Source organism: Streptomyces sp. NPDC090083, assembly GCF_044747445.1.
Classification (GTDB): domain Bacteria; phylum Actinomycetota; class Actinomycetes; order Streptomycetales; family Streptomycetaceae; genus Streptomyces.
The window spans coordinates 423682-448522 of the sequence record NZ_JBIVED010000002.1 but is presented as its reverse complement, the minus strand read 5'-3'; the positions used below and the strand labels follow the sequence as shown (position 1 = coordinate 448522).

Sequence of the window (24841 nt, the reverse complement as noted above, 5' to 3'; positions counted from 1 at the left end):
TAGGTTACGGGGCCGAATTCGTCCGCCGGACCGTCGTGGCGTGGCGCGCCCACGCGGCGGAGCCGCACACCGAAACGGCCCCGCGCCCCTTTGAGGGGCAGGCCCCCGAACCCCCCATGTCAGCCGTGCAGCCTCGTTCCGCAGTGCGGCCATGGGCTGGAACCCCGCCGTACGTACAGCCTCTTCGCCCTGAGCGTCTGTTCCTCCGCGGACGCGTCCTGCGGGCGTCCGCTGCCGCCCAGGCTGTGCCAGGTGTGGGTGTCGAACTGGTAGAGGCCTCCGTAGGTGCCGGACGGGTCGACCGCGCCGGGGCGCCCGCCGGACTCGCAGGTGGCGAGGCCGTGCCAGTTCAGCTGGTCGGCGCCCTGGACGGAGGTGGGCATCGGCTTGGTGCCGACCCGGACGAGCTGGGAGTGCGGCTCGCGGACGAGCCGGTCGTCGACCCGGCGGGGCTTCTCCTTGACGCCGTTGACCGTGCGGAGGGCGTAGGTGACGCGGCGGAGGCCCGACCGGCCGGCTCGATCGACGACCTCCGTGCCCTTGAACAGGGTGGGGTCGTCCTGGCGCTCGACGTCGAAGGGGATCGCCTCCTCGCGGATCTCCTTCGTGCCGGTGACCCGGAGGACGGTGACGGTCTGGCCGTCGCGGGGGAAGCTGTCGGCCGGGACGGAGGTGGTGTCCTCGCCGTGCAGGCCGATGCCGGCCTCCTGGACCGCCCGGCCGACCGTCGCCGCGTTGGTGCGGATCGTGCGGGCGCGGCCGTCGGCCATGATCGTGACGGTGCGTTCGGTGCGGATGTCCAGGGCGAGTCCGGCGCGGCCGATGGGCTGGGAGCGCGAGGTCGAGACATAGGCGCCCTCGGCCCTGACGCCGAGTTCTTCGAGGGCCGCGTCGACCGTGCGGGCCGTGGTCCACACCTCGTGCCGCCGGCCGTCGAGGGTGAGCCGGACGGGGCGGCCGTAGCGGATCTCGACCTCGTCGCCGCTGCTGAGGGGCGCGTCACGGCCGGGGGCGACCACGTCGTGTTCGCCGACGTCCACGCCCTGCTGGGCGAGGAGTTCGGTGACGTCGTCGGCGAAGGTGTGCAGGGTGCGCGGCTTGCCGTCGACGTTCAGCTCGATCGCCTTGTCCTTGGCGACGAACGCGGTGGTGCCGCCGGCGAGGAAGGCGACGACCAAGGCCTGCGGGACCAGTCTGCGCATCGCGGAACCGGTGTCCGGGCGGTCGGCTCTTCGGCGCCGCCCGTGCCGCGCCGCCGGTTCGCTCTCCGGCGCCGCGGTGCCCGCCTGGCGGGGGAGCACGGGCTCGTACCCCTCGTAGGCGGGCCGGTACGTGTCCTCGTACACCTCGGTCGGGCCGTCGGTGTACGTGTCCGCACGCACACCGCGGTCGTACGTCTCGTAGGTCTCGTAGGTCTCGAAGTTGCTCACGCCGACACGCTCCAGAGGGCCACGGGGGTCCGGATCGGGCCAACAGAACCTAGCGGAGCGGCCGTCACTCTCCAAAGCGGCACGGCTACCCAGAGTTGTGTTCGATGACATCCCCGCGATACCCGCGGCGGGGCCGCCAGGGCTCAATAGGCGAACGCCCGGGCCGTGTTGGCGGCGAGCGCGGTCGCCAGCACGTCCTCGTCGATGCCCCGTACGGCCGCCATCGCGCGGACCGTGACCGGAACGAGATAGGGGGCGTTGGGCCGTCCGCGGTACGGGGCCGGGGTGAGGAAGGGGGCGTCGGTCTCCACCAGGACCAGTTCGAGCGGGGCCACGGCGAGGGCGTCCCTCAGGTCCTGGGCGTTCTTGAAGGTGACCGTGCCGGCGAAGGACATGAAGTACCCGGCGCGGGCGCAGAGTTCGGCCATCTCGGCGTCGCCGGAGTAGCAGTGGAAGACCGTGCGGTCGGGGGCGCCCTCCTCCTTGAGGACGCGCAGGACGTCGGCGTGGGCGTCGCGGTCGTGGATGACAAGGGCCTTGCCGTGCCGCTTGGCGATCTCGATGTGGGCGCGGAACGACTTCTCCTGGGCCGCCTTACCCTCGGGGCCGGTGCGGAAGTAGTCGAGCCCGGTCTCGCCGACGCCCTTGACCTGCGGGAGCCCGGCGAGGCGGTCGATCTCGGCGAGCGCCTCGTCGAGGGCGCCGTCGCCGCCGGGCACACGCGCGCCCTGCCGGGACCATCCGTCGGGGTCCCCGTGGACGATGCGCGGGGCTTCGTTCGGGTGCAGGGCGACCGTCGCGTGGACGGAGTCGTGGCGGGCGGCCGTCTCGGCGGCCCAGCGGGAGCCCTTGAGGTCGCAGCCGACCTGGACGACCGTCGTCACGCCGACCGAGGCGGCCTTGGCGAGCGCCTGGTCCACCGTGCCGGACTGCATGTCGAGGTGGGTGTGGGAGTCGGCGACGGCCACCCGGAGGGGCTCCGGGAGCGGCGGCGCCGTCTTGTCGGCGGACTTCTCGCTGGAGGCAGGCATGCCCCGATCCTACGAAAGGGGCATGCCCGCCCGGTCGTCGGAGCCCGTCAGCTCGCGTTGCGGTGGAACGGGTGCAGCAGGTCGGACAGGTGCCAGTGGTGGTCCTTGTGGTCCGGCAGCGGGGTCACGGCCGCGCTGCCGTCCTCCGGGGCCGTGGCCTCGGCCGTGGCGTCCGCCGCTGCCGCCGCCGGGCGGGGCCGCGGCGGAGCGTACTGCCGCTGCGCGGCCTCCCGTACCGACGAGACCTGGCCCGCGCGCATGATGCGCACGACGTGTCCGTCGCAGTTGAGGCACGCGGGGCGGCTCAGCGGCGACGGCACGACCTGGCCGTCCGCCACGTACATCACGAACTGGTGCCCGTCGGTGTCGACGTGGTGCTCTATCTCGTACGACTGCTCCCAGCCGTGCCCGCACCGCATGCAGGCGAAGGAGTACGACTCGTTGACCACGGCGGTGGCACCGCCACGAAGACCGGTCTGCCCTGCGATCTCACTCATGCCAGCTCCTGCTTGCTCTCCGCTGGACAAATACCTCCGGCGAGGGGATTCCCCCCGGAATCCCGTTGGAGGTGAGGGACGGGTGCGTCCCTTCATCCAGTGGACGCCTCCGGCAGGGCGAATGCATCCGTCCTGTCGTCTGTTGGAGGCGATTTGGACTTTCCTTGTCGAATCACCCCGGCAAGGCGGTCCGGCTTTTGCATTCGCGGACGGTGCTTTGCCCCGCCATGGGGCGTGCGCTCATCGGAACAGCGCCCCGCTCAGAGGAACCTTTCCCGCAGGTCAGACAGGTTTTTGCGCACTCTTCGCCGCCACCACGGCATCGAACACCGCCCGCTTGGGAAGGCCTGCCTCGACGGCCACGGCGGCGATCGCTTCTTTGCGCCGCTCCCCCGCCTCCTCACGCACCCGGACCCGCCGTACGAGTTCGTCGGCGCCGAGTTCCTCGGTCCTCTCGGGAGCGCCCTCGACGACGACGGTGATCTCCCCCCGGACCCCCTCCGCCGCCCACTCGGCCAGCTCGCCGACCGGGCCGCGCCTGATCTCCTCGTACGTCTTCGTCAGCTCCCGGCACACGGCGGCCCGCCGCTCGGCGCCGAAGGCCTCCGCCATCGCGGCGAGGGTGTCGTCGAGCCGGTGCGGCGCCTCGAAGTAGACGAGGGTGCGCCGCTCACCGGCGACCTCCCGCAGCCGCGACAGCCGCTCGCCCGCCTTGCGCGGCAGGAACCCCTCGAAGCAGAACCGGTCCACCGGCAGCCCCGACAGCGCGAGCGCGGTGAGCACCGCCGAGGGCCCCGGTACCGCGGTCACCCTGATGTCCCGCTCCACGGCGGCGGCGACCAGCCGGTACCCGGGGTCGGACACGGACGGCATCCCCGCGTCGGTCACCAGCAGCACGCGCGAACCGTCGAGGAGCGCCTCGACCAGCTCCGGTGTCCGGGCGGCCTCGTTGCCCTCGAAGTAGGACACGACCCGCCCCTTGGGCTGCACCCCGAGCGCCTGCGTCAGCCGCCGCAGCCGCCGGGTGTCCTCGGCGGCCACCACGTCGGCCCCGGCCAGTTCCTCGGCGAGGCGCGGCGGGGCGTCCGCGATGTCGCCGATGGGGGTGCCGGCAAGGACCAGGGTTCCGGGAGCAACTGTCACGTTTCCATCCTCTCAGGGGAGAGAGGCGGGACTCACACAGACCTGTTCCCTACGATGGCGCGGTGACCAGTACAGCGTCGTCCATGGACTCCACGGACACCCGGCAAGGGCAGGCTCCGCACGAGCAGCGGCCGTCGTGGCAGCAGCGGCTGCGCCGATTCGGCTACGCGGCGGGGCCCAGAAGCGACGTACGGGACCGGCTGGTGCCGCCGTACGCCGAGCCCAGTCCGCGGCTGTGGGCGGCGCTCGGCTTCTCGCCGGCCCTCGTCGGCCGCATCAACCGCTGGTCCGGCTGGGGCGGCCCGCTGCTGGTCACACTGCTGGCGGGCGCGATGCGCTTCTACCACCTGGGCAGCCCCAAGGCGGTGATATTCGACGAGACGTACTACGCGAAGGACGCGTGGGCGCTGGTCCACCGCGGCTTCGAGGTCAACTGGGACAAGAACGCCAACGACCTGATCCTCCAGCACAACGGCCATGTCCCGATCCCGACCGACGCGGCCTATGTGGTGCACCCGCCGGTCGGCAAGTACGTCATCGGCATCGGTGAGCTGATCTTCGGCTTCAACCCGTTCGGCTGGCGCTTCATGACGGCGCTGCTGGGCACCCTGGCCATCCTGATGCTGTGCCGCATCGGCCGCCGCCTGTTCCGCTCCACGTTCCTGGGCTGTGTGGCGGGCACCATGATGGCGCTCGACGGCCTGGCCTTCGTGATGGCCCGCACCTCGCTGCTCGACGGCGTGCTGATGTTCTTCGTGGTGGCCGCGTTCGGCTGCCTGCTGCTGGACCGGGACCGGGCCCGCGCGAGACTCGCGGCGGCCCTCCCCGTCGACGCCGACGGCCGGGCACGCCCGGACGCGCACATCGCCGACACCCTCTCCCTGGGCTGGCGGCCCTGGCGCTGGATGGCCGGACTGACGCTCGGCCTCGCGATGGCCACGAAGTGGAACGGCATGTTCTACGCCGCCGCCTTCGTCGTGATGGCCGTCCTCTGGGACGTCGGCTCCCGCAAGGTCGCGGGCGCGAGCAAGCCGTACACCGCCGTCCTCAAGCACGACGTGGGCCTCGCCTTCGTCTCCACCGCCCCGGTGGCGATCTCGGTCTACGTCCTCTCCTGGCTCGGCTGGATCCTCTCCCCCGCCAACGGCACCGGCGGCTACTTCCGCAACTGGGCCGCGACCGACGGCAAGGGCGGCTCCTGGAGCCGGTTCATGCCGGACTGGGTGCGCAGCCTGTGGCACTACGAGCACGAGGTCTACGAGTTCAACGTCGGCCTCCACTCGCCGCACACGTACATGTCCAACCCCTGGAGCTGGCTCGTCGACGGCCGCCCGGTCTCCTACTTCTACGAGTCCCCGTCCCCCGGCTCGGACGGCTGCCCGGTGAACGCGGGCGAGAAGTGCGCGCGCGAGGTCCTCGCCATCGGCACGCCCCTCCTGTGGTGGGCCGCCTGCTTCGCCCTCCTCTACGTCCTGTGGCGCTGGGCCTTCCGCCGCGACTGGCGCGCGGGCGCCATCGCCTGCGGCGTGGCGGCCGGCTACCTCCCCTGGTTCATGTACCAGGACCGCACGATCTTCTTCTTCTACTCCATCGTCTTCCTCCCCTTCCTCTGCCTGGCGGTGGCGATGCTGATCGGCGCGCTCATCGGCCCCCCCGGCTCCAGCGACACCCGCCGGGTCACGGGCGCGGTCGGCGCGGGCGTACTCGTCCTCCTGATCACCTGGAACTTCATCTACTTCTGGCCCCTGTACACGGGCACGGCAATCCCGATCGACCAGTGGCGGTCACGGATGTGGCTGGACACGTGGGTGTAGCTGGGCGAAGGCATCAAGGGGGCGCGGCGGACTGCCGCGCCCCCTTCGACCTGGGCCCGGCACCGACCCCGCCCCCGCCCCCGCCCGGTCCGTCCCCTCCCCCGGCGGTCTCTCTTAGGACAACAAAAGGAAACAGCTGTCACAACTTTCCCCCAGCCGACCTACAGTCGTAGGACTGGTACACGGGGAGGGGACCGCACCATGCGCAAGGGGGTCAAAGCCACCGTCATAGGCAGTGTGTTCGCCGTGATGGTGGGTGGGGCCGGGTACGGGGCGTACAACGTGCTGTCCTCGCTCCACGGCGGCGGGCCGGCGGGGTCCGGTGGGCCCGCGCCCGTGAAGACCGGGCCACCGAGCGCGTCGGAGGTCAAGGAGACGACGAAGAAGTTCTTCGCGGCCTGGGAGAGCGGCGCTGCCGTGTCCGCCGCGTCGTACACGAACAACGACGCCGCCGCCGAGCCCGTACTGGAGTCGTACGGCGGGGCCGGGCACATCGGGAAGGTGAAGATCACGCCCGGTGCCGCATCCGGTACCGGCGGAGCCACCGTGCCGTTCACCGTGCACGCGACGGTGTCGTACAAGGGCACCGACAAGCCGCTCACCTACCGGAGCCGGCTGACGGTCGTGCGCGGGGAGACCACGGGGCGGGCCCTCGTCGACTGGCAGCCGTCCGTCGTGCACCCGGAGTTGAGGACCGGCGACACCTTCGTGACCGGCGAGGCCGAGAACCCGGCGATCGAGGCCGTGGACCGGAACGGGTCCGTGCTGACGAAGGAGAAGTATCCGTCCCTCGGGCCGATCATCGACGAGCTGCGCGCCAAGTACGGCGACAAGGCGGGCGGTACGCCGGGCATCGAGCTGGCGATCAAGCATCCGGTCGCGGACTCCGCCGACACCACGCTGGTGACCCTGGAGAAGGGTGAGCCCGGCAAGGTGCGCACGACGCTCAGCGCGGGCGCGCAGGCCGCCGCCGAGCAGGCGGTGACGAAGTACTCGGAGTCGTCGGTCGTGGCCGTGCAGCCGAGCACCGGTCAGATCCTGGCGGTCGCCAACAACCGCAACGACGGCTTCAACGCCGCGTTCCTGGGCCAGTTGGCGCCCGGCTCCACGATGAAGATCATCAGTGCCGCCACGCTCATCGACAACGACATCACCAGCATGACCGGCGCGGCGCCCTGCCCGCCCACCGCGACCTGGCAGAGCCAGACCTTCCACAACCTGGAGGGGCTGGCCCCGGACGAGAAGGCCACGCTGGCCGGCAGTTTCGCCCGGTCCTGCAACACCGCGTTCGTGAAGTTCGCCGACTCGGTCAAGGTGGACTCGCTGACCAAGGAGGCCGAGGACCGCTTCGGCCTCGGCCGGGACAACTGGAAGACCGGCATCCCGTCCTTCGACGGCTCGGTCCCCGCGTCCGGCGGCCCGGACACCGCGGCCAACCTGATCGGCCAGGGCCAGGTGCAGATGAGCCCGCTGAACATGGCGTCGGTGACGGCGACCGCGAAGACCGGCACGTTCCGTCAGCCGGTGCTGGTCGCGCAGAGCCTCGACGACCGTCAACTGGCCACCGCCAAGGGCCTGTCGGCGAGTACGTCGGCCCAGCTGCGGGCGATGATGAACCGCACCGCGACCTCCGGCACCGCCGCCGGCATCATGTCCGGTCTGCGCGGCAGCATCGGCGCGAAGACGGGGTCGGCCGAGGTGGACGGGCAGTCGAGGTCCAACAGCTGGTTCACCGGCTACCGCGACGACGTGGCCGCGGCGGCGATGACGCAGGACGGCGGCCACGGCATCGACGCGGCGGGCCCGATCGTCCGGGCCGTACTGGCGGCGGGTGGCTGAACTCACCCCCGTGAGACGGGACTCACCCGCACAGGACGGGACTCTAGGGTGTGCCCCGTCGTTGGGGTGTGTGAGGGACGAGGGCCGGGACGGCGGGGCCCAGAGGGATTCGCGGAGGATCGGGAACAGTGGGCACGAGGGGCAAGAGAAGGCGCGTACCCGAGAAGCGCAGGACGAGGCCGGCCGTGGTCGGCGGGGTGATCGCCGTGGCGCTCGTCGGTGCGGGCGTCGGTGCCTACGCGCTGTACGACGGCGGCGCGTCCGCCGAGGCGGGCACGTCGGGCGGCTCCGACCACAAGGCCGTCAAGACGGGCCCGCTGTCGGCGACCGAGGTGCAGACGACGGCGCAGCGGTTCCTGGCCGACTGGCAGCAGGGCAAGGTCGCCCAGGCCGCCGCGACGACGGACCGGTCGACGGCGGCCACCGCCCTGCTCACCGGGTACACGAAGAACGCCCACATGAAGGGCATGACCCTCACCGAGGGCGCCCGCACCGGCACCAAGGTCCCCTTCTCGGTGAAGTGCACGGTGTCGTACAAGGGCATCGACAAGCCCCTGTCGTACGCGAGTTCACTCACGGTCGTGCGCAGCGCGAAGGACGGCAAGCCGTACGTCTCGTGGCACGCGTCCGTCGTCCACCCGGACCTCGCGGACGGCGACACCCTGGTGACGGGCGAGTCCGGCACTCCGCCGATCAAGGCCTACGACCGTGACGGCGGCGAGCTGACGGCGGCCAAGTACCCGTCCCTGGGCACGGTGTTGGACGGGCTGCGGGAGAAGTTCGGCAAGAAGGCCGGCGGCAAGGCGGGCATCGAGCTGCGGGTGATCCGGGGCAAGAAGTCCAAGGAGTCCGACAAGACGCTGCTGGAGCTGAGCAAGGGCACGCCGGGCAAGGTGAAGACGACGCTCAGCCCGACGCTCCAGGCGGCGGCCGAGACGCAGGTGAGCAAGCAGAAGAACTCCTCGGTCGTCATGCTGCGCCCCTCGACCGGCGAGATCCTGGCCGTGGCGAACGCCTCGCACGGCTTCAACGTGGCGTTCCAGGGCTCCCTCGCCCCCGGTTCCACGATGAAGATCGTGACGTCGACGATGCTCTTCGAGAAGGACCTCGTCACCCCGGACGCGTCCCACCCCTGCCCCAAGACGTACAAGCTGGCGGGCTGGACCTTCCACAACGACGACGACTCGGAGATCAAGAAGGGCACGTTCAAGATGGCCTTCGGGGCGTCCTGCAACAACGCCTTCATCAACTTCGCGCCGAAGCTGTCCGACAGCGACCTGACGACGGAGGCCCAGCAGGTCTACGGCCTCGGCATGAACAACTGGGCCATAGGCGTCCCCACCTTCGACGGTTCGGTGCCGGTGCAGAGCGGCGCGCAGATGGGCGCCTCGCTGATCGGCCAGGGCGGGGTGCGCATGAACCCGCTGAACATGGCGTCGGTGGCCGCGACGGTCGACACGGGCACCTTCCACCAGCCGTACCTGGTCTCGCCGACGGTCGACGGCCGCACGCTCGCGAAGGCGTCGCGCACGATGTCGTCGACGACCCAGGCCCAGCTGAAGGAGGTCATGAAGTACACGGCGGACTACGGCACGGCGGCCCAGGCGATGTCCGGGCTCGGGCCCGACTACGGCGCGAAGACCGGCTCCGCGGAGGTCGACGGCCAGAAGAAGCCCAACGGCTGGTTCACCGCGTACAAGGGCGACCTCGTCGCCGCGGGCGTCGTCCAGGCGGGCGGCCACGGCGGCGACACGGCGGGCCCGATCGTGGCGGCCCTGCTCAAGCTGGGCGCCAGTCTCGGCGGCTGAACTCCCGTGCTGCCGAGGGGGGTTCAGCTCGCCACGGGTGCGGCGGCCGTATAGGTGCGGCGCAGGAACCGCATGATCGTCTTCGTCTCGAACTGGACGACGGCGACGCCCTGTTCGGAGTGGAACTCGACCACGGCCTGCACGCGCCCGCACGGCCACACCCGCACCTCGCCGCTGCCGGCGGGGGACCGCAGTCCCTGCTCCAGCAGGGCCCGGTCGAAGGTCCACTCATGCGGTCCCGGGAGACCTATGCGGACGGCTCGGGGGTCGGATTCGGGGTCGTACCGCAGGACGACGGGGACCGCGTCAGCATCCAGCCGGTCCACGTCCTCGTCGGTGACGATATGGGCTCGCGCGTACTGTTCGACTACGGACATCGGGCGGCCCCTTACGCTGAGTGACCTGTGTGAAAGCTATGCATCCGCTTCCACTACCCAAATGTCGCACATTTTCCCGGGAGCGCCCGTCGAGGCGACAGATCTCACATTCCGGAGCGGACACGTTTCACTCCCGGAACGGCCACATTCCACAAGCGCCTGGCTCTTGCAAAGCACTCGCAATAACCATCTAAAATCATCCCGTGCATGTGCCTGACGGATTCATCGACGCCCCCATATCCGCCGCGACCGGCGTGGTCGCCGCCGGCGCCATCGCCGTGAGCCTGCGCGGCGCCCGCCGCGAGCTGGGGAGAGAACGGACGGCGCCCCTGGCGGGCCTGGTCGCCGCGTTCATCTTCGCCGTGCAGATGCTCAACTTCCCCGTCGCGGCCGGCACCAGCGGCCACCTGCTCGGCGGGGCGCTGGCCGCGATCCTGGTCGGCCCCTACACCGGGGTCCTCTGCGTCTCGGTCGTCCTGCTCATGCAGGGCATCCTGTTCGCGGACGGCGGCCTGACCGCGCTCGGCGTGAACATCACCGACATGGCGATCACGACGACGGTCGTCGCCTACGCCGTCTTCCGCGGCCTGGTCAAGGTCCTGCCGCGCGGCCGTCGCTCGATCACGGCCGCGTCCTTCGTGGCGGCCCTGCTGTCGGTCCCGGCCGCCGCCCTCGTCTTCACCCTCCTCTACGCCCTCGGCGGCACCACCGACGTCTCGCTCGGCAAGGTCGCCACCGCGATGATCGGCGTCCACGTCCTCATCGGCGTCGGCGAGGCCGCGATCACCGCGCTGACGGTCGGCGCCGTGATCGCCGTACGCCCGGATCTCGTCCATGGCGCGCGCGGCCTGGAGCAGCGGCTCAAGCTGCGGGTGGACGGCGAACTCGTGGACGCGCCACGGCCGTCGGAGCCGGTCGCCGTGCGCGACACCTCGCGCCGGAAGCTGTGGATCGGCGGCCTGGTCGCCTCTCTCGTCCTCGCCGGTTTCGTCAGCTTCTACGCCTCCTCGAACCCGGACGGGCTGGAGAAGGTCGCCGCCGACCAGGGCATCGACCGGCAGACGAAGGAGCACGCCTCGGCGGACTCACCGCTCGCGGACTACGGCGTGCGCGACGTCGAGGACGCCCGGCTCTCCGGCGGCCTCGCCGGAGTGATCGGCGTGGGCGTGACGGTCGTCGCGGGCACCGGCGTCTTCTGGGCGGTCCGCAGGCGCCGCGACACCTCACAGGTGGCCTGACATGGGTGCGGGCCACGCCCACCGCCTCTACCGGCCGGGCCGCTCCCCCGTGCACACGCTGCCGCCGCACACAAAGCTGGCCGCCGCCCTCGCCTTCGTGGTGGTCGTGGTGTCGACCCCGCGCGAGGCGATGTGGGCGTTCGCCGGCTACGCCGTCCTCCTCGCGTGCGTCGCGTACACGGCCCGCGTCCCCGCGGGCTTCCTGCTGCGCCGCCTGCTGGTCGAGATCCCCTTCGTGGCCTTCGCGGTGCTGATGCCCTTCGTGGCGGAGGGCGACCATGTCACCTTCCTGGGAATGCGGTTGAGCGTGAACGGCCTGTGGGGCGCCTGGAACGTCCTCGCCAAGGGCACGCTGGGCGTGGCGGCCTCGGTCCTCCTCGCCTCGACCACCGAACTCCGCGAACTCCTCCTGGGCCTCCAGCGGTTGAGGCTCCCGCCCCTCCTCGTCCAGATCGCGTCGTTCATGATCCGCTACGGCGATGTCGTCACCGACGAGATGCGCCGGATGCGGATCGCCCGCGCGTCCCGGGGTTTCGAGGCCCGGGGCGTCCGCCACTGGGGCGTCCTCGCGAAGTCGGCGGGCGCGCTGTTCATCCGCTCCTACGAACGCGGGGAGCGGGTCCATCTCGCCATGCTGAGCCGGGGTTACACCGGTTCGATGCCGGTGATCGACGAGGTGACCGCGTCCCGGGCGCAGTGGTCGTACGCCCTCGCCCTCCCCTGTGCCGCCCTCGTCGTATGTCTGCTGGGATGGACACTGTGACCCCCTCGCTCGAAGTGGCCGGACTGGCCTTCGCCTACCCCGACGGCCAACAGGCCCTGTTCGGCGTCGACTTCACCGTCGGACGCGGTGAACGCGTCGCGCTGCTCGGTCCGAACGGCGCCGGCAAGACCACCCTCGTGCTGCACCTCAACGGCATCCTCACGGCAGGCGCCGGGACGGTGACGGTGGCCGGACTCCCGGTCGGCAAGCGGCACATGGCGGAGATCAGGCGCCGGGTCGGGATCGTCTTCCAGGATCCGGACGACCAGCTCTTCATGCCGACGGTCCGCGAGGACGTGGCGTTCGGCCCGGCGGCGGCCGGGATGAAGGGCGCCGAGCTGGAGCGACGGGTGCGTACGGCACTGGAGTCGGTCGGCATGGCGGAGTTCGCGGACCGCCCTCCGCACCACCTCTCCTTCGGGCAGCGGCGGCGCGTGGCCGTGGCGACCGTGCTGGCGATGGAGCCGGAGATCCTCGTCCTCGACGAGCCCTCGTCCAACCTCGACCCCGCCTCGCGCCGCGAACTGGCGGACATCCTGCGGTCGTTGGACGTGACGGTCCTCATGGTCACGCACGATCTGCCGTACGCCCTGGAGCTGTGCCCACGAGCGCTGATCCTCAGCGAGGGCGTCATCGCGGCGGACGGGCGGACCGGCGAACTCCTCGCGGACGACGGGCTGATGCGGGCCCACCGTCTGGAGTTGCCCTTCGGGTTCGACCCGCGGTCCGTGACAATGGGCGCGTGACGAACGAGGACCACACCGGGGCCGGATCGCCGCTCCTGGACGAGCAGTTGTGCTTCGCGCTGTACGCGGCCCAGCGGGCGCTGACGGCCGCGTACCGCCCGCTCCTGGACGAGCTGGGGCTGACCTACCCGCAGTACCTCGTCCTCCTCGTCCTCTGGGAGCGCGGCGAGACCCCGATCAAGGACCTCTCGACCGCGCTGCACCTCGACTACGGCACGCTGTCGCCGCTGCTGAAGCGCCTGGAGTCGGCGGGTCTCGTGCTCCGTGAGCGGGCGGCGCACGACGAGCGCTCGGTGCTGGTGGCGTGCACGGAGCGCGGCACGGCGCTCAGGGGGCGCGCGGCGGGTGTGCCCGGCGCCCTGCTCGCGGCGACGGAACTGGAGCTGCCCGAGGTCACACGGCTGCGGGCGGAGCTGTGGCGGCTCGCGGAGCGCGCGGAGGCGGCGGCGGAAAGGGCTCGCTGACCGGCCGACCTCGGGTTACCGCCGGTTCGTACCCCCTGGCGGGCAGGGGCGTTCTACCGGTCAGTATCTTGTGCACGATGTAATCGCGCGCTCTTGTGTTTCCGTCCCAGGGGAGGTCCCGCCATGACCGACGACACCGCTGACACCGCTGTCGACACCCGCCCGACGAAGATCATGTATGTCGCCGAGGCCACCGCCCACGGCGGCCGGGACGGCTTCGTCAGCAGCCAGGACGGCCAGCTCGCCCTCCAGGTCGCGATGCCCCCGGCGCTCGGCGGCGACGGCAACGGCACCAACCCCGAGCAGCTCTTCGCGGCCGGCTACAGCTCCTGCTTCCACAACGCGCTGGTCCTGGTCGGCCGCAGGGCGGGCTTCGACCTGACCGGTTCCACGGTCGCCGCGAAGGTCGGCATCGGCCCCAACAAGCAGCGCGGCTACGGCCTCGCCGTCGCCCTCAGCGTGTCCCTGCCGGTCCTCGACCAGGGCGTCGCGGCGCAGCTGGTGGACGCGGCGCACGAGGTCTGCCCGTACTCCAACGCGACCCGCGGGAACATCGACGTGACGATCCTGCTTGGGTGAGAGAGGGCAACGGCACGGCGGACCATCGGGACGGAGAGCACGGGCGTGGACGTGAACGGGTGGGTGGCCGAGGGCTTCGAGCCGGTCGGGGAGGCGTTCGCGGCCAACTTCGAGATCCGGGGCGACCGGGGCGCGGCCGTGACCGTGTACCGGCACGGGCACCGGGTCGTGGACCTCTGGGCGGGCACGAAGGACGTCGACGGCACCGCGCCCTGGGAGCAGGACACGGCTCAGATCGTACGCTCGGCGACGAAGGGTGTGGCGGCCGCCGCGGTCCTGCTGCTGGCGCAGCGCGGGGAGCTGGACCTGGACGCTCCGGTCGGCGCGTACTGGCCGGAGTACAAGGCGGCGGGCAAGGAGCACACCCTCGTCCGGCACCTGCTGGCGCATCGCGCGGGCGTGCCGGTGCTGGACCGTCCGCTGACCCCGCGCGAGGCGGCCGACCCGGTGCTCGGCGCGGCGGCGGTGGCGGCGCAGGCGCCGGTGTGGCGGCCGGGCACGGACCACGGGTACCACGCGCAGACGTACAGCTGGCTGACCGGCGAACTCGTGCGCCGGGTGACGGGCCGGTCGATCGGCGAGTGGATCGCGGACGAGATCGCGGGCCCGGTCGGAGCGGACCTGTGGGTGGGCCTGCCGGCGGCCCGGGCGGGCCGGGTGGGCCGGGTCGCACAGCTGGAAGCCCCCGCGGCGACGGACCCGGGCGTCCTGCGCACCCGCCCCAAGCGCTCCGTCTCCGAGGCGTACGCGAACCCGGACTCCCTCACCCGGCGCGCGTTCGGGGCGATCACGCCACTGCCGGACGAGAACGATCCCGCGTACCGGGCCGCCGTACTGCCCGCGTCGAACGGGATCGCCACGGCGGACGGACTGGCCCGCGTCTACGCGTCGCTCATCGGTGAAGTCGACGGCGGGACACGGCTGTTCACCCCGGACACGGTGGAACTGGCGCGCGCGGAGAACGCGTCGGGCCCGGACCGCGTCCTCGTCATCACCACCCGCTTCGGCCTGGGCTACATGCTGCACGGCAGCGCGTCCCCGCTCCTGTCGGAGACCTCCTTCGGACACCCGGGCCGGGGCGGCTCGCTCGGCTTCGCCGACCCGGAGTCGGGCATCGCGTTCGGCTATGTCACCAACGGTTTCCGCAAGAGCGTCACGGCCGACCCGAGGGCTCAGGCGCTGGTGCGGGCGGTACGCGCCGCGCTGGTGTAGCACACTGGTACGAAGCCGGCCGCCACCACCACCGCTGCCGTTCACGGCCGACGGGCAGGAGAGACACATGCGCTGCTGCCTCTCCGCTCCCCTCGCCGCCCTCGCCGCACTCCCCACGCCCTACGACGTCCTGCGCTCCGGCACCCTCCTCGTCCCCGCCCTGCTGCGCGCCGCCTACGTCGGGAGCCGCCGCCATCCCGACACGTTGGCGGCCGTCCACCTCGAACTCGTCACGCTCACCGAGGACCGCGCCGTCCTCACCTGGTACACCGGCATACCGGGCACGGCCGACGCCTTCGGCCACATGCTCCCGGCCCGCACCGAGGGGGAGGTCGTCTACGGCACCCACCCGGCCCACCTCAACCGCACCGCGGCCGAGGAACGCCCCACCGCCCACCACCACGTGGAACTGACGGACCTGGAACCCGGCCAGACCTACTACTACCGGGCCCGCTCCCGAGGCGTCCCCGCGACACCGACCCCGCTGCACCACGTGCGCGGCAACGCGGTCGGCACGTCCCGCCACGGCTTCGGCGGACACCGCACCGGGGTGTACTCCTTCACCACGCCCCAACCCCCGCCCGGCAGCCACGTGATGACCATCGCCCTCTGCAACGACCTGCACCTGGGCGAGACCACAGCGGGCCTGATGGCGGGCTTCCCCCTGCTGCGGGGCGTCTCCCAGACGGCGGGCCGCACGGCGTACCCGGAGATCATGAGCCGCGCCCTGGTCGAGGAGGCACGCGGACGCGGCGCGGACGTCCTCCTCGCGGCCGGCGACCTCTCGGCGGGCGGCGCACCCCGGGACGTCGCGACGGCCCGCCGGATCCTCGACGGCTTCGGCACCCTGGGCCGCGACTACCTCGTCGTACGCGGCAACCACGACCGCCCACCGGCCCCCTGGGCCGACCCGTTCGCGGAGACGTTCGGCACGGACGCGGCCCCCGCGTACTTCGCCCACGACCTCGGCGGCCTGCGGATCATCGGCCTGGACACCTACGACAAGACCGGCAACGGCGGCGACGCGGGAGCCCTGGGCCCCGACCAACTGTCCTGGTTCCGCGACCAGTTGAGGTCGGACCCCGACCGCCCGACCCTGGTCTTCGGCCACCACCCGCTGACGGTGCGGGACTCCGTGTTCCCGGTGACCCGCGGCCAGCGCCTGGACGCCCGCCAGGCCCGCGCCATCATCGAGGCCTACGCCTCCGCGCCGGGCGTCTTCCTCCACCACGCGGGCCACACCCACCGCAACAAGAGAACCGCCCTCCCGCGCGCCCCGCACGTCACCCAGCAGGAGGTCACCGCCGCCAAGGACTACCCCGGCGGCTTCTGCCTGGTCCGCATCCACACCGGCGGCTACGCCCTCAACCACTACAAGACGACGGCCCCCGAATCCCGGGAATGGGCCGAACGCAGCCGCCGCGCGGCAGGCGGCCTCTGGCCCCACCACGCCCTCGGCCGCACCGCCACGGACCGCAACAGCGTCCACCGGCACGACCTGTCGGGGATCACCGCGCCACGGATCGCCACCCCGTAGCCGAGCCCCCGCCGATCGCCGCGCCGCCGGACCACCGCGCCTCCCTCACGAGCCCTGCTCGCGCACGTCCACCAGCGTCGCACCGGCGTGGGCGACAAGCTCCTTGGGCTCCATGGGGAACACGGCGTGGGGATTGCCGGCGGCGGCCCACACCACGTCGTGCGCGAGCAGCGAACGGTCGGCGAGCACCCGGGTCCTCGTACGGTGCCCGAACGGCGGCACACCCCCGATGGCATACCCGGTCGTCTCCCGCACGACCTCCACCTTGGCCCGCGTGACCTTCTCCACCCCGAGTTCCCGGCGCACCAGTTCCACGTCCACCCGGGACGCCCCGTCCATCAGCACCAGCACGGGAACCCCGTCGGCCGCGAAGATCAGGGACTTGCAGATCTCGCTCAGCTCGCACCCGATCGCGGCGGCGGCCTCGGCCGCGGTCCGGGTGGCGTCCGGGAACCGGCGAATCCGGCCGAGCAGCTCCGCGAGGCCCAGCTCCCGCAGCGCGTCGGCGAATCGGGGGTGGGCGCCGGTGGTGCCGTCTTCGATGTCGTTCATGCTCATGGCGGCACGGTAACGGTGGGCGCGCCGGGACTGCGACCGGGTTCCGGAAGCGGGTGGCCCTACGGCCACACGACCTCCTTCGCCTGCACGACCGCGGCCGTCCGCCCGGGCCCCTCGTGGTACTTCCAGTACAGGTTCGTGTGCGCGATGACCTGCTCCGGCGCCGGCGCCCCCCACCGGCTCAGGTCCGACGTGGTGTGCGCGTCCGCGACAAGGGTCACGTCGTAGCCGCGTACGAAGGCGCCGTGGATCGTGGAGCGGATGCACGCGTCGGTGGAGGCACCGGCCACCACCAGGTGTCCGACCCCGGCCTCGGCGAGGACCCGCTCCAGGGACGTGTCCTCGAAGGAGTCGGGGTAGCTCTTGGGTACGAGGGCCTCGGGCTCGTGGCGGGTGAGTTCGGGGACGTACTGCCAGGCATCGCTGCCCCGCGGCACGTTGTCGTCGGAGTGCTGCACCCAGACGACCGGCACGGACGCCGCGCGCGCCCCTTCGACGAGTCCGGCGATGGTGGCGACGACCGTGTCACGGGCGTACGCCTCGGCGACGACGCCGACCTGGACGTCGATCAGCAGCAGAGCGGTGTGCGGACGTTCCGGCAGAGTGGTCATACCTCAGGAGGTTATCGACCGGACCGCCCTCCGGCAGGGGAAGACCCCGGTGCCGCGAGGACGGCCCGGGGTCGACGTCATCCGCACTCGGCCGGTCAGGCGCGGACCAGCTCGCGGTCCTCGTCGGGGCCGGAGCCGGAACCCGAGCCCGTGGAGCCGATTTCGCGCAGGCCCTCGCCCTCGACGTCCACGTTGGGAAGCACCCGGTCCAGCCACTTCGGCAGCCACCAGGCCCGCTTCCCCAGCAGCGCGAGCACCGCCGGAACGATCGCCATGCGCACCACGAACGCGTCGAAGAAGACCGCGATCGCCAGGCCGAAGCCGATCATCTTGATCATGGACTCGCTGGAGCTGATGAAGCCCGAGAACACCGCGATCATGATGACGGCCGCCGCGGTCACCACCCGGGCACTGTGCCGGAAGCCGGTGACGATCGCCTGACCCGGCTTCTCGCCGTGGACGTGGGCCTCGCGGATACGGGTCACGAGGAACACCTCGTAGTCCATGGCCAGTCCGAAGACCACGCCGACCATGAAGATCGGCATCATCGACATGACGGGTCCGGTCTCCTCCACGCCCATCAGGCCCGACAGCCAGCCCCACTGGAAGACCGCCACGACCGCGCCGAGCGCCGCCATGACCGACAGCAGGAAGCCAAGGGCGGCCTTCAGCGGGACCAGGACCGAGCGGAAGACCACGATCAGCAGCAGGAACGCCAGGCCCACGACCAGGATCAGGTACGGGATGAGCGCGTCGTTCAGCTTCTGGGAGACGTCGATGTTCATCGCCGTGGTGCCGGTGACCAGGACCGACGAGTCGGTGTCCGCCTTGACCTGCGCTCCCGCGTCACGGATGCCGTGGACGAGGTTCTCGGTCGTGACGGACGACGGCTTGGAGTCCGGGACGACGGTGATCGTCGCGGTGTCGCCGTCCTTGTTGAAGGTGGCCGGGGTGACGGTGGTGACGTCCTTGAGGGCCTTGATCTTGTCGGTCACCGTGGTGACGTCGGCCTTCGGGGTCCTGCTGTCCTTCGCGTCGACGACGACCATCAGCGGCCCGTTGAAGCCGGGACCGAAGCCCTCGGACAGCAGGTCGTAGGCCCGGCGCTGGGTCGTGGACGTGGGCTGCGAACCGTCGTCGGGCAGGCCCAGTTCGAGCGAGGCCGCGGGGATCGCCGCCGCGCCGAGTCCGATCACGCCCAGCAGCAGCACCGCGAGCGGGCGTCGTACGACGAAGCTCGCCCAGCGGGTGCCCATGTTCGGGCGGGCCGGCTTCGCGGCGGCCTTGGCGCGTCCGCCGCCCAGGAGCTTGCTCTTCTCTCCCGCGGGCTTGATCTTCTTGCCGGCGTAGCCGAGCAGTGCCGGGATCATGGTGAGGGCGATGAGGACCGCTATCGCGACCGTGCCGGCCGCGGCCACGCCCATCTTCGTCAGCATCGGGATGTTGACGACCGCCAGGCCGACCAGGGCGATCACGACCGTCAGACCGGCGAAGACGACCGCCGAGCCCGCCGTACCGACCGCCCGTCCGGCCGCCTCCTCGCGTTCGCGGCCCTCCGCCAGCTCCGCCCGGTAGCGGGAGACGATGAACAGGGCGTAGTCGATGCCGACCGCGAGGCCGATCATCATCGCGAGGGTGGAGGTGGTGGTGCCGAGGTCGAGGGCGCTGGCGAGTGCCGTGATGGTGGAGACGCCGATGCCGACCCCGATGAGGGCGGTGAGCAGCGGGAAGCCCGCCGCGAGCAGGGAGCCGAAGGTGATCACGAGGACCACGGCGGCTATCGCGATGCCGATGATCTCCGTGGAGCCCGTCTCGGGGGTCGCGGTGAGCGCGTCACCGCCGACCTCGACGGTGAGTCCCGCCGTGCGCGCCTGTTCCGCGGTGTCCGTGAGGGCGTCCTTGGAGGCGTCCTTCAGCTCCATGCCGGAGACCTTGTACTTCACGGACGCGTAGGCGATCGTGCCGTCCTTGCTGACGGCCTTGCCCTTGAAGGGGTCGGCGACCGAGACGACCTCGGAGCCGTCGCCGAGGTCCTTGACGGTCTTCTCGACGGTGGCCTTGTTGGCGCCGCTGTCGAGCTTCTCGCCGGCCGGTGCCTTGAAGACGACCCGGGCGGTGGCGCCGTCGGCGCTCATCCCGGGGAAGCGCTGTTCCAGCAGGTCGAAGGCCTTCTGGGCCTCGGTTCCCGGTACGGAGAAGGAGGAGGCGCCGGCGGCGGGCGCACTGGCCGCGCCGACTCCCGCGAGGGTCAGCAGCGCGATCCACAGGAGGGCGACGTAGTGCCGTCGCCTGAAGGCGAGCCGGCCTACTTTGTAGAGGAACGTGGCCACGAGGGCGTACTCCCGGTCAGGTCGTGGGGTTCTTCGGGGCAGGGGTGATCAGCCGGTTGGGGACACGGGTGATCGGCCCGACGACGTGAGCGGTTACGTCAGGTGGGCGTGCTGTGGGTGGGTCAGGAGGTGGGTACGCCGAGAGCGGGGAGCATGACGGCGTCGATGTACGAGGTGAGGTATTCCTGGGTCGGTGGCTTGTCCTCGATGAGCGTCCGGGTCGCGAAGGCGCCGATCATCATGTGCACCACGTACTGCAGCGCCGGGCAGTCCGCACGGACCTCTCCCCGGTCGACGGCACGTTGCATGACGATCCGGAACTCTTCCATCTCCGGTTCGACCATCAGCTCGCGGAACGCCCGCAGCAGGTCCGGGTTGTTGTGCGTGGCCATGGCCAGACCCCGCATCAGCGCGGAGTTCTGTTCCATCCGGCAGTCGTCCTCGCGGACCACCATGGCGTGCATGTCGCCCCGGAGCGACCCGGTGTCGACGTCGGTGACCCGTCCCGGCTTGCTGTGCCGCATGGCGCGCACCACCAGCTCGGCCTTGCTGCCCCACTGGCGGTAGAGCGTCGCCTTGCTGGAGCGGGTGCGGGCCGCCACGGCGTCCATGGTGAGGGCGTCGTAGCCGACCTCCCGGAGCAGGTCGAGCACGGCCGCGTACAGCTCGGCCTCACGCTCGGGCGTGATGCGACTGCGACGCGCCGTTGCGACTTCAGTCATGCCACTCACCTCTCCGGTTCCGAACGAGACGGTTTCGTACCTACCTCGTAGTCACGAATGTAGCGCACTCCACAACGAAACGAAACCGTTTCGTACGTGTGCTGGGTCACCTCCGGCGATTTTTCACAAGTTGCTCCGGTCCATCCCCCGGAAAAGCATAGGGACGTGAGCTATCTGCGCCTGCCGCACCTCAGCGGCGACCTCCTGACCTTCGTGGCCGAGGACGACCTCTGGCTGGCCCCCCTCGACGGCAGAGGCCGCGCCTGGCGGCTCACCGTCGACCGCACCAAGGTCGGCCACCCCCGCTTCTCGCCCGACGGCGGCCACATCGCGTACACGAGCTGGCGCAGCCTGGTCCCGGAGATCCATCTCGCGCCGGTCGAGGGCGGACCCGGCCGCCGCCTCACGTACTGGGGCAGCCCCGACACCCAGGTCTGCGGCTGGACCCCCGACGGCGACATCCTCGCGGTGGCCTCGCACGGCGAACCGTTCTCCTACTTCACCTGGGCCCACAAGGTCCCCACGGACGGCGACCCCGGCGGCCGGCTCCCCTGGGGCCCGGTCGCCGACATCCAGCTCGCCGACATCGGCGGCGAACACCAGACCCTCCTCCTGACCGGCACCCCACCGCACGAACCGGCCGCCTGGAAGCGCTACCGCGGCGGCGCGACGGGCCGCCTCTGGCTGCACGGCCGCCGCCTCCTTGCCGACATCGGGGGCCATCTGCACTCCCCGATGTTCGTCGACGGCCGGATCGCCTTCCTCTCCGACCACGAGGGCGTCGGCAACCTCTACTCCTGTTCCCACGACGGCTCCGACCTGCGCCGCCACACCGACCACGACGCCTTCTACGCCCGGCACGCGGCGAGCGACGGCACCCGCGTCGTGTACCAGTGCGCCGGTGACCTGTGGATCGTCGACGACCTGTCCCCCACGTCGGTCCCGCGCAGGCTGGACGTGCGGCTGAGCGGCCCGCGCCCGGGCCGCCGCACCTACCAGGTCCCCGCCGCCCAGCACGTCGACGGCATCTCGGTCGACGAGACGGGCCGCGCGAGCGCCGTCGTCGTCCGCGGCAGCCTGTACTGGCTGACCCACCGCGACGGCCCCGCCCGCACCATCGCCGACACCCCGGGCGTCCGCGTCCGGCTCCCCGAGATGCTGGGCTCCGGCGGCCAGGTCGCCTACGTCACGGACGCCGACGGCGAGGACGCGGTCGAGATCGCCTACCTCCCCCGCGCCACCGGCGACCGCGAGCCCCGCCGGCTCGCCTCCGGCGAGGTGGGCCGCGCCCTGGAACTGGTCTCGGACCCGGCGGGCGAACGCCTCGCGATCGCCGCGCACGACGGCCGCCTGCTCCTCCTCGACGCCACCGAGGACGCCGGGGACGCTGCGGACTCCGGGAACGCCGGGAACTCCACGAACTCAGGGGACTCCAGGGACTCTGAAGGCGCGTCCCGGACGGGGTCCGGGGGAGGCGGCAAGGTGACCGAGCTGATCCGCTCGATCAACGGGCCGGTCCGCGACCTCGCCTTCTCCCCCGACGGCAGCTGGCTGACCTGGTCCCACCCGGGCATCGGCCGCAGCCTCCGCCAGATCAAGATGGCCCGGATGAAGGACCGCCTGATCGTCGACGTCACCAACGGCCGCTTCGAGGACGAGAACCCGGTCTTCACCAGGGACGGCCGCTACCTCGCCTTCCTCTCCTGGCGCGGCTTCGACCCGGTCTACGACGTCCACACCGGCGACCTCTCCTTCCCGCTCGGCTGCCGCCCCTACCTCGTCCCCCTCTCCTCGGCCACGCCCTCCCCCTTCGCGCTGACCCCGGAGGGCCGCCCCGCCGCCGGTGGCCTGGACGCGGCGGAGGACGACGAGGGCGCCGACGGCACGGTGACCGTGGAGGTGGAGGGCCTGGAGAGCAGGGTCACCCCGTTCCCGGTGGCGGCCTCCAAGTACTCGGCGCTGTACCCGGTTTCGGGCGGCGGCCTGGTCTGGCTGCGCTGGCCGATCTCCGGCGCGCTGGGCGAGACCTTCGCCAACCCGGACGACACCAGCGGTCGCCCGACCCTTGAGTACTTCAACATCAGCAAGGCGAAGAAGTCCGAACTCGTGGACCACCTCGACTGGTTCGCGGTGAGCGGCGACGGCACCCGGCTGGTGGTGGTCGACGAGGACGAACTCCGCGCGGTCCCCTCGACCGAGTCCGGCGACAGCGACTCCACGGTCTGGATCGACCTCCGCCGCATCCTCCACGAGGTCGACCCGCCCGCCGAATGGCGCCAGTCGTACGAGGAGGCGGGCCGCCTGATCCGCGCGTACTTCTGGGACCCGGGGATGTGCGGCATCGACTGGACCGGGGTCCTGGACCAGTACCGCCCGCTCGTCGACCGGGTCGCGTCCCCCGACGACTTCGCGGACCTCCTCCGCGAAGTCCTGGGCGAGTTGGGCACGTCGCACGCCTACGTCACCCCGTCCCGCCGCAACGAGGGCCCGCCCCACTACCAGCGCCGCCAGGGCCTGCTGGGCGCCAACTTCGTGCGCAGGGAGGGTGGTTGGACGGTGGCCCGCATCCTCCCCGGCGAGTCGTCGGACTCCAAGGCCCGCTCCCCGCTGGCCGGCACCGGCATCCGGGAGGGCGCGGTCCTGACCCACGTCGACGGCCGCCCGGTGGACCGGCTGACGGGACCGTTCCCCCTGTTGGCGGGCGCGGGCGGCACCACGGTCGAGCTGACCTTCACCCCGGCGGACGGCGAAGGCAGGGCCCGCCGGGTCGCCGTGGTCCCCCTGATCGACGAACGCCCCCTGCGCTACCAGGACTGGGTGGCCAAACGCCGGGCCGTGGTACGGGAGTTGAGCGGCGGCCACTGCGGCTACCTCCACATCCCCGACATGGGCGGCTCCGGCTGGGCCCAGTTCAACCGCGACCTGCGCCTGGAGGTCTCCCGCCCGGCCCTGATCGTCGACGTACGCGGCAACGCGGGCGGCCACATCAGCGAGCTGGTGGTGGAGAAGCTCACCCGCACGATCCTCGGCTGGGACCTGACCCGCAACGCCCAACCGGTGTCGTACGCCTCGAACGCCCCCAGGGGCCCGGTGGTCGCCCTCGCCGACGAGGCGACCTCGTCGGACGGCGACATGATCACGGCGGCGTTCAAGCTGCTCAAACTCGGCCCGGTGGTGGGCCAGCGCACCTGGGGCGGTGTGGTCGGCATGACCGGCCGCCACGAACTCGGCGACGGCACGGTGATCACCGTCCCCATGAACGCGGCCTGGTTCGACGCGTACGGCTGGTCGGTGGAGAACCGGGGCGTGACCCCGGACCTGGAGATCCTCCGCACCCCCCTGGACTGGGCGGAGGGCCGCCACGCCCAACTGGACGACGCCATCAAACTGGCCCTGGACCTCCTGGCCATCCACCCACCGGCAACCCCACCAGACCACAACAACGCACCGAACCGCTCCCGCCCCCAACTCCCCCCACGCACGTGAGCCGAAGGCACCTGGGGAGGGGCGCGCATGGTGAGGCGGAGCCCTGGGGAAAGGGGCGCGCGCGGAGAGGCGGAACCCTGGAGAAGGGGGCGTGCGGGGAGAGGTGGCGTCCCCTGGAGAAGGGGGCGCGGAGAGGTGGCGTCCGCAAAAAGGGCGCGCGCGAAAGGGCGGGGTCCTGGAGAAGGAGGCGCGTGGAGAGGCGGCGTCCCCAAGAAAGGGCGCGCGGAGAGGGCGTTCCCAGGAAGGAAGGCCGCGCGGAGAAGAACGTCCTCGACACGAGCACGCGGGGAAGAGGCGTTCCCGAGAAGGGCGCGCGGGGAAGTGGTGTTCCCGACACGAGCGTGGGGAGAAGAGGCGTGTTCCCGAGAAGGCCGCGCGAGGAAGTGGTGTTCCCGAGAAAAGGTACGGGGTGCGCTGAGAGGCGGCGTCCTCGACGAGAGGTGCGCGGAGCGAGGACGCCCTTGAGGAGGGAGGGGGCGCGCAGAGAGAGGACTGAGGACTATAGAGAGGACGTCCTCGGGAAACGGCGTGCGGAGGGACGCGCGCGGAGAAAAGGCGTTCTTGCACGAGGGGCTACGCCAACCCCCACCCGTTCAGGGCCACGCGGAACGGCGTGACCAATCCACACCGTTCAGGCGCGCGCCGAACTCCGCAAC

General features: G+C 71.5%; 20 protein-coding genes. 11 read left to right on the top strand and 9 right to left on the bottom strand.

Annotated features, from left to right (window positions below; translation table 11 throughout):
• Positions 1-119: 119 nt before the first annotated feature.
• The 4 genes from ACIPTO_RS07830 to rsmI all read right to left on the bottom strand — a co-directional run bounded on the left by ACIPTO_RS07830 (position 120) and on the right by rsmI (position 4101).
• Entirely contained in the window at positions 120-1430 is a 1311-nt protein-coding gene (locus ACIPTO_RS07830; RefSeq protein WP_401190160.1) for a ubiquitin-like domain-containing protein, read from the bottom strand.
• A 143-nt stretch (positions 1431-1573) separates the two neighbouring features.
• Complete coding sequence (locus tag ACIPTO_RS07825; protein ID WP_401190159.1) at positions 1574-2461, bottom strand: TatD family hydrolase; 888 nt, start codon at positions 2459-2461, stop codon at positions 1574-1576.
• A 47-nt stretch (positions 2462-2508) separates the two neighbouring features.
• On the bottom strand, positions 2509-2958 hold the full coding sequence (locus tag ACIPTO_RS07820; protein WP_401190158.1) for a hypothetical protein: 450 nt from the start codon (positions 2956-2958) through the stop codon (positions 2509-2511).
• A 282-nt stretch (positions 2959-3240) separates the two neighbouring features.
• Positions 3241-4101 carry a 16S rRNA (cytidine(1402)-2'-O)-methyltransferase gene (gene rsmI, locus ACIPTO_RS07815; RefSeq protein ID WP_401190157.1) on the bottom strand — a complete coding sequence of 287 codons (861 nt, stop codon included), beginning with the start codon at positions 4099-4101 and terminating at the stop codon, positions 3241-3243.
• 62 nt (positions 4102-4163) lie between these two features.
• Here rsmI and ACIPTO_RS07810 point away from each other — a divergent pair, with 62 nt between their 5' ends.
• From ACIPTO_RS07810 to ACIPTO_RS07800, 3 genes are all read left to right on the top strand, one after another.
• The gene (locus ACIPTO_RS07810; RefSeq protein WP_401190156.1) at positions 4164-5915 is read left to right on the top strand and encodes a dolichyl-phosphate-mannose--protein mannosyltransferase; all 1752 of its coding nucleotides are present in this window, start codon (positions 4164-4166) and stop codon (positions 5913-5915) included.
• A gap of 201 nt (positions 5916-6116) precedes the next feature.
• On the top strand, positions 6117-7754 hold the full coding sequence (locus ACIPTO_RS07805) for a penicillin-binding transpeptidase domain-containing protein (protein WP_401190155.1): 1638 nt from the start codon (positions 6117-6119) through the stop codon (positions 7752-7754).
• A gap of 128 nt (positions 7755-7882) precedes the next feature.
• The gene (locus ACIPTO_RS07800) at positions 7883-9562 is read left to right on the top strand and encodes a penicillin-binding transpeptidase domain-containing protein (RefSeq protein ID WP_401190154.1); all 1680 of its coding nucleotides are present in this window, start codon (positions 7883-7885) and stop codon (positions 9560-9562) included.
• A gap of 23 nt (positions 9563-9585) precedes the next feature.
• Here the strand turns inward: ACIPTO_RS07800 and ACIPTO_RS07795 are convergent, their stop codons facing one another.
• Positions 9586-9939 carry an SsgA family sporulation/cell division regulator gene (locus tag ACIPTO_RS07795; protein WP_366316702.1) on the bottom strand — a complete coding sequence of 118 codons (354 nt, stop codon included), beginning with the start codon at positions 9937-9939 and terminating at the stop codon, positions 9586-9588.
• A gap of 203 nt (positions 9940-10142) precedes the next feature.
• Between ACIPTO_RS07795 and ACIPTO_RS07790 the strand changes: the two genes are divergently transcribed.
• From ACIPTO_RS07790 to ACIPTO_RS07760, 7 genes are all read left to right on the top strand, one after another.
• Complete coding sequence (locus tag ACIPTO_RS07790; protein WP_401190153.1) at positions 10143-11177, top strand: energy-coupling factor ABC transporter permease; 1035 nt, start codon at positions 10143-10145, stop codon at positions 11175-11177.
• 1 nt (position 11178) lies between these two features.
• Complete coding sequence (gene cbiQ / locus ACIPTO_RS07785; RefSeq protein WP_401190151.1) at positions 11179-11940, top strand: cobalt ECF transporter T component CbiQ; 762 nt, start codon at positions 11179-11181, stop codon at positions 11938-11940.
• Positions 11928-12686: an energy-coupling factor ABC transporter ATP-binding protein gene (locus ACIPTO_RS07780; protein ID WP_401190149.1), complete on the top strand. Its 759-nt coding sequence runs from the start codon at positions 11928-11930 to the stop codon at positions 12684-12686. The genes cbiQ and ACIPTO_RS07780 overlap by 13 nt, the downstream gene beginning before the upstream one ends.
• Positions 12683-13150 (top strand): MarR family winged helix-turn-helix transcriptional regulator, encoded by a 468-nt coding sequence (locus ACIPTO_RS07775; RefSeq protein WP_401190147.1) that lies wholly within the window; start codon positions 12683-12685, stop codon positions 13148-13150. The genes ACIPTO_RS07780 and ACIPTO_RS07775 overlap by 4 nt, the downstream gene beginning before the upstream one ends.
• A 123-nt stretch (positions 13151-13273) precedes the next feature.
• Positions 13274-13729, top strand: coding sequence for an organic hydroperoxide resistance protein (locus ACIPTO_RS07770; RefSeq protein ID WP_366316711.1), 456 nt, complete (start codon positions 13274-13276; stop codon positions 13727-13729).
• 45 nt (positions 13730-13774) lie between these two features.
• Positions 13775-14941 carry a serine hydrolase domain-containing protein gene (locus ACIPTO_RS07765; RefSeq protein ID WP_401190145.1) on the top strand — a complete coding sequence of 389 codons (1167 nt, stop codon included), beginning with the start codon at positions 13775-13777 and terminating at the stop codon, positions 14939-14941.
• Between the two features lie 67 nt (positions 14942-15008).
• The gene (locus ACIPTO_RS07760) at positions 15009-16478 is read left to right on the top strand and encodes a metallophosphoesterase (RefSeq protein ID WP_401190143.1); all 1470 of its coding nucleotides are present in this window, start codon (positions 15009-15011) and stop codon (positions 16476-16478) included.
• Positions 16479-16523: 45 nt separating this feature from the next.
• Here ACIPTO_RS07760 and ACIPTO_RS07755 read toward each other — a convergent pair whose 3' ends face one another.
• The 4 genes from ACIPTO_RS07755 to ACIPTO_RS07740 form a co-directional block, all read right to left on the bottom strand.
• Positions 16524-17036, bottom strand: coding sequence for a YbaK/EbsC family protein (locus tag ACIPTO_RS07755; RefSeq protein WP_366316717.1), 513 nt, complete (start codon positions 17034-17036; stop codon positions 16524-16526).
• A 59-nt stretch (positions 17037-17095) separates the two neighbouring features.
• Positions 17096-17647: an isochorismatase family protein gene (locus ACIPTO_RS07750; RefSeq protein ID WP_401190140.1), complete on the bottom strand. Its 552-nt coding sequence runs from the start codon at positions 17645-17647 to the stop codon at positions 17096-17098.
• 95 nt (positions 17648-17742) lie between these two features.
• Positions 17743-19977 (bottom strand): MMPL family transporter, encoded by a 2235-nt coding sequence (locus ACIPTO_RS07745; protein WP_401190139.1) that lies wholly within the window; start codon positions 19975-19977, stop codon positions 17743-17745.
• A 122-nt stretch (positions 19978-20099) separates the two neighbouring features.
• Complete coding sequence (locus ACIPTO_RS07740; RefSeq protein ID WP_366316723.1) at positions 20100-20699, bottom strand: TetR/AcrR family transcriptional regulator; 600 nt, start codon at positions 20697-20699, stop codon at positions 20100-20102.
• 165 nt (positions 20700-20864) lie between these two features.
• On the opposite strand from ACIPTO_RS07740, the gene ACIPTO_RS07735 reads away from it, so the two are divergent.
• Positions 20865-24185, top strand: coding sequence for a S41 family peptidase (locus tag ACIPTO_RS07735; protein ID WP_401190136.1), 3321 nt, complete (start codon positions 20865-20867; stop codon positions 24183-24185).
• The last annotated feature ends 656 nt before the right edge of the window (positions 24186-24841 follow it).

Coding starts and splice junctions, on each gene's coding strand:
- ACIPTO_RS07825 (WP_401190159.1), bottom strand. CDS start 2,461: ATGCCTGCCTCCAGCGAGAAGTCCGCCGACAAGACGGCGCCGCCGCTC.
- ACIPTO_RS07755 (WP_366316717.1), bottom strand. CDS start 17,036: ATGAGCATGAACGACATCGAAGACGGCACCACCGGCGCCCACCCCCGA.
- ACIPTO_RS07750 (WP_401190140.1), bottom strand. CDS start 17,647: ATGACCACTCTGCCGGAACGTCCGCACACCGCTCTGCTGCTGATCGAC.
- ACIPTO_RS07740 (WP_366316723.1), bottom strand. CDS start 20,699: ATGACTGAAGTCGCAACGGCGCGTCGCAGTCGCATCACGCCCGAGCGT.
- ACIPTO_RS07805 (WP_401190155.1), top strand. CDS start 6,117: ATGCGCAAGGGGGTCAAAGCCACCGTCATAGGCAGTGTGTTCGCCGTG.
- cbiQ (WP_401190151.1), top strand. CDS start 11,179: ATGGGTGCGGGCCACGCCCACCGCCTCTACCGGCCGGGCCGCTCCCCC.
- ACIPTO_RS07770 (WP_366316711.1), top strand. CDS start 13,274: ATGACCGACGACACCGCTGACACCGCTGTCGACACCCGCCCGACGAAG.
- ACIPTO_RS07820 (WP_401190158.1), bottom strand. CDS start 2,958: ATGAGTGAGATCGCAGGGCAGACCGGTCTTCGTGGCGGTGCCACCGCC.
- ACIPTO_RS07795 (WP_366316702.1), bottom strand. CDS start 9,939: ATGTCCGTAGTCGAACAGTACGCGCGAGCCCATATCGTCACCGACGAG.
- ACIPTO_RS07780 (WP_401190149.1), top strand. CDS start 11,928: ATGGACACTGTGACCCCCTCGCTCGAAGTGGCCGGACTGGCCTTCGCC.
- ACIPTO_RS07760 (WP_401190143.1), top strand. CDS start 15,009: ATGCGCTGCTGCCTCTCCGCTCCCCTCGCCGCCCTCGCCGCACTCCCC.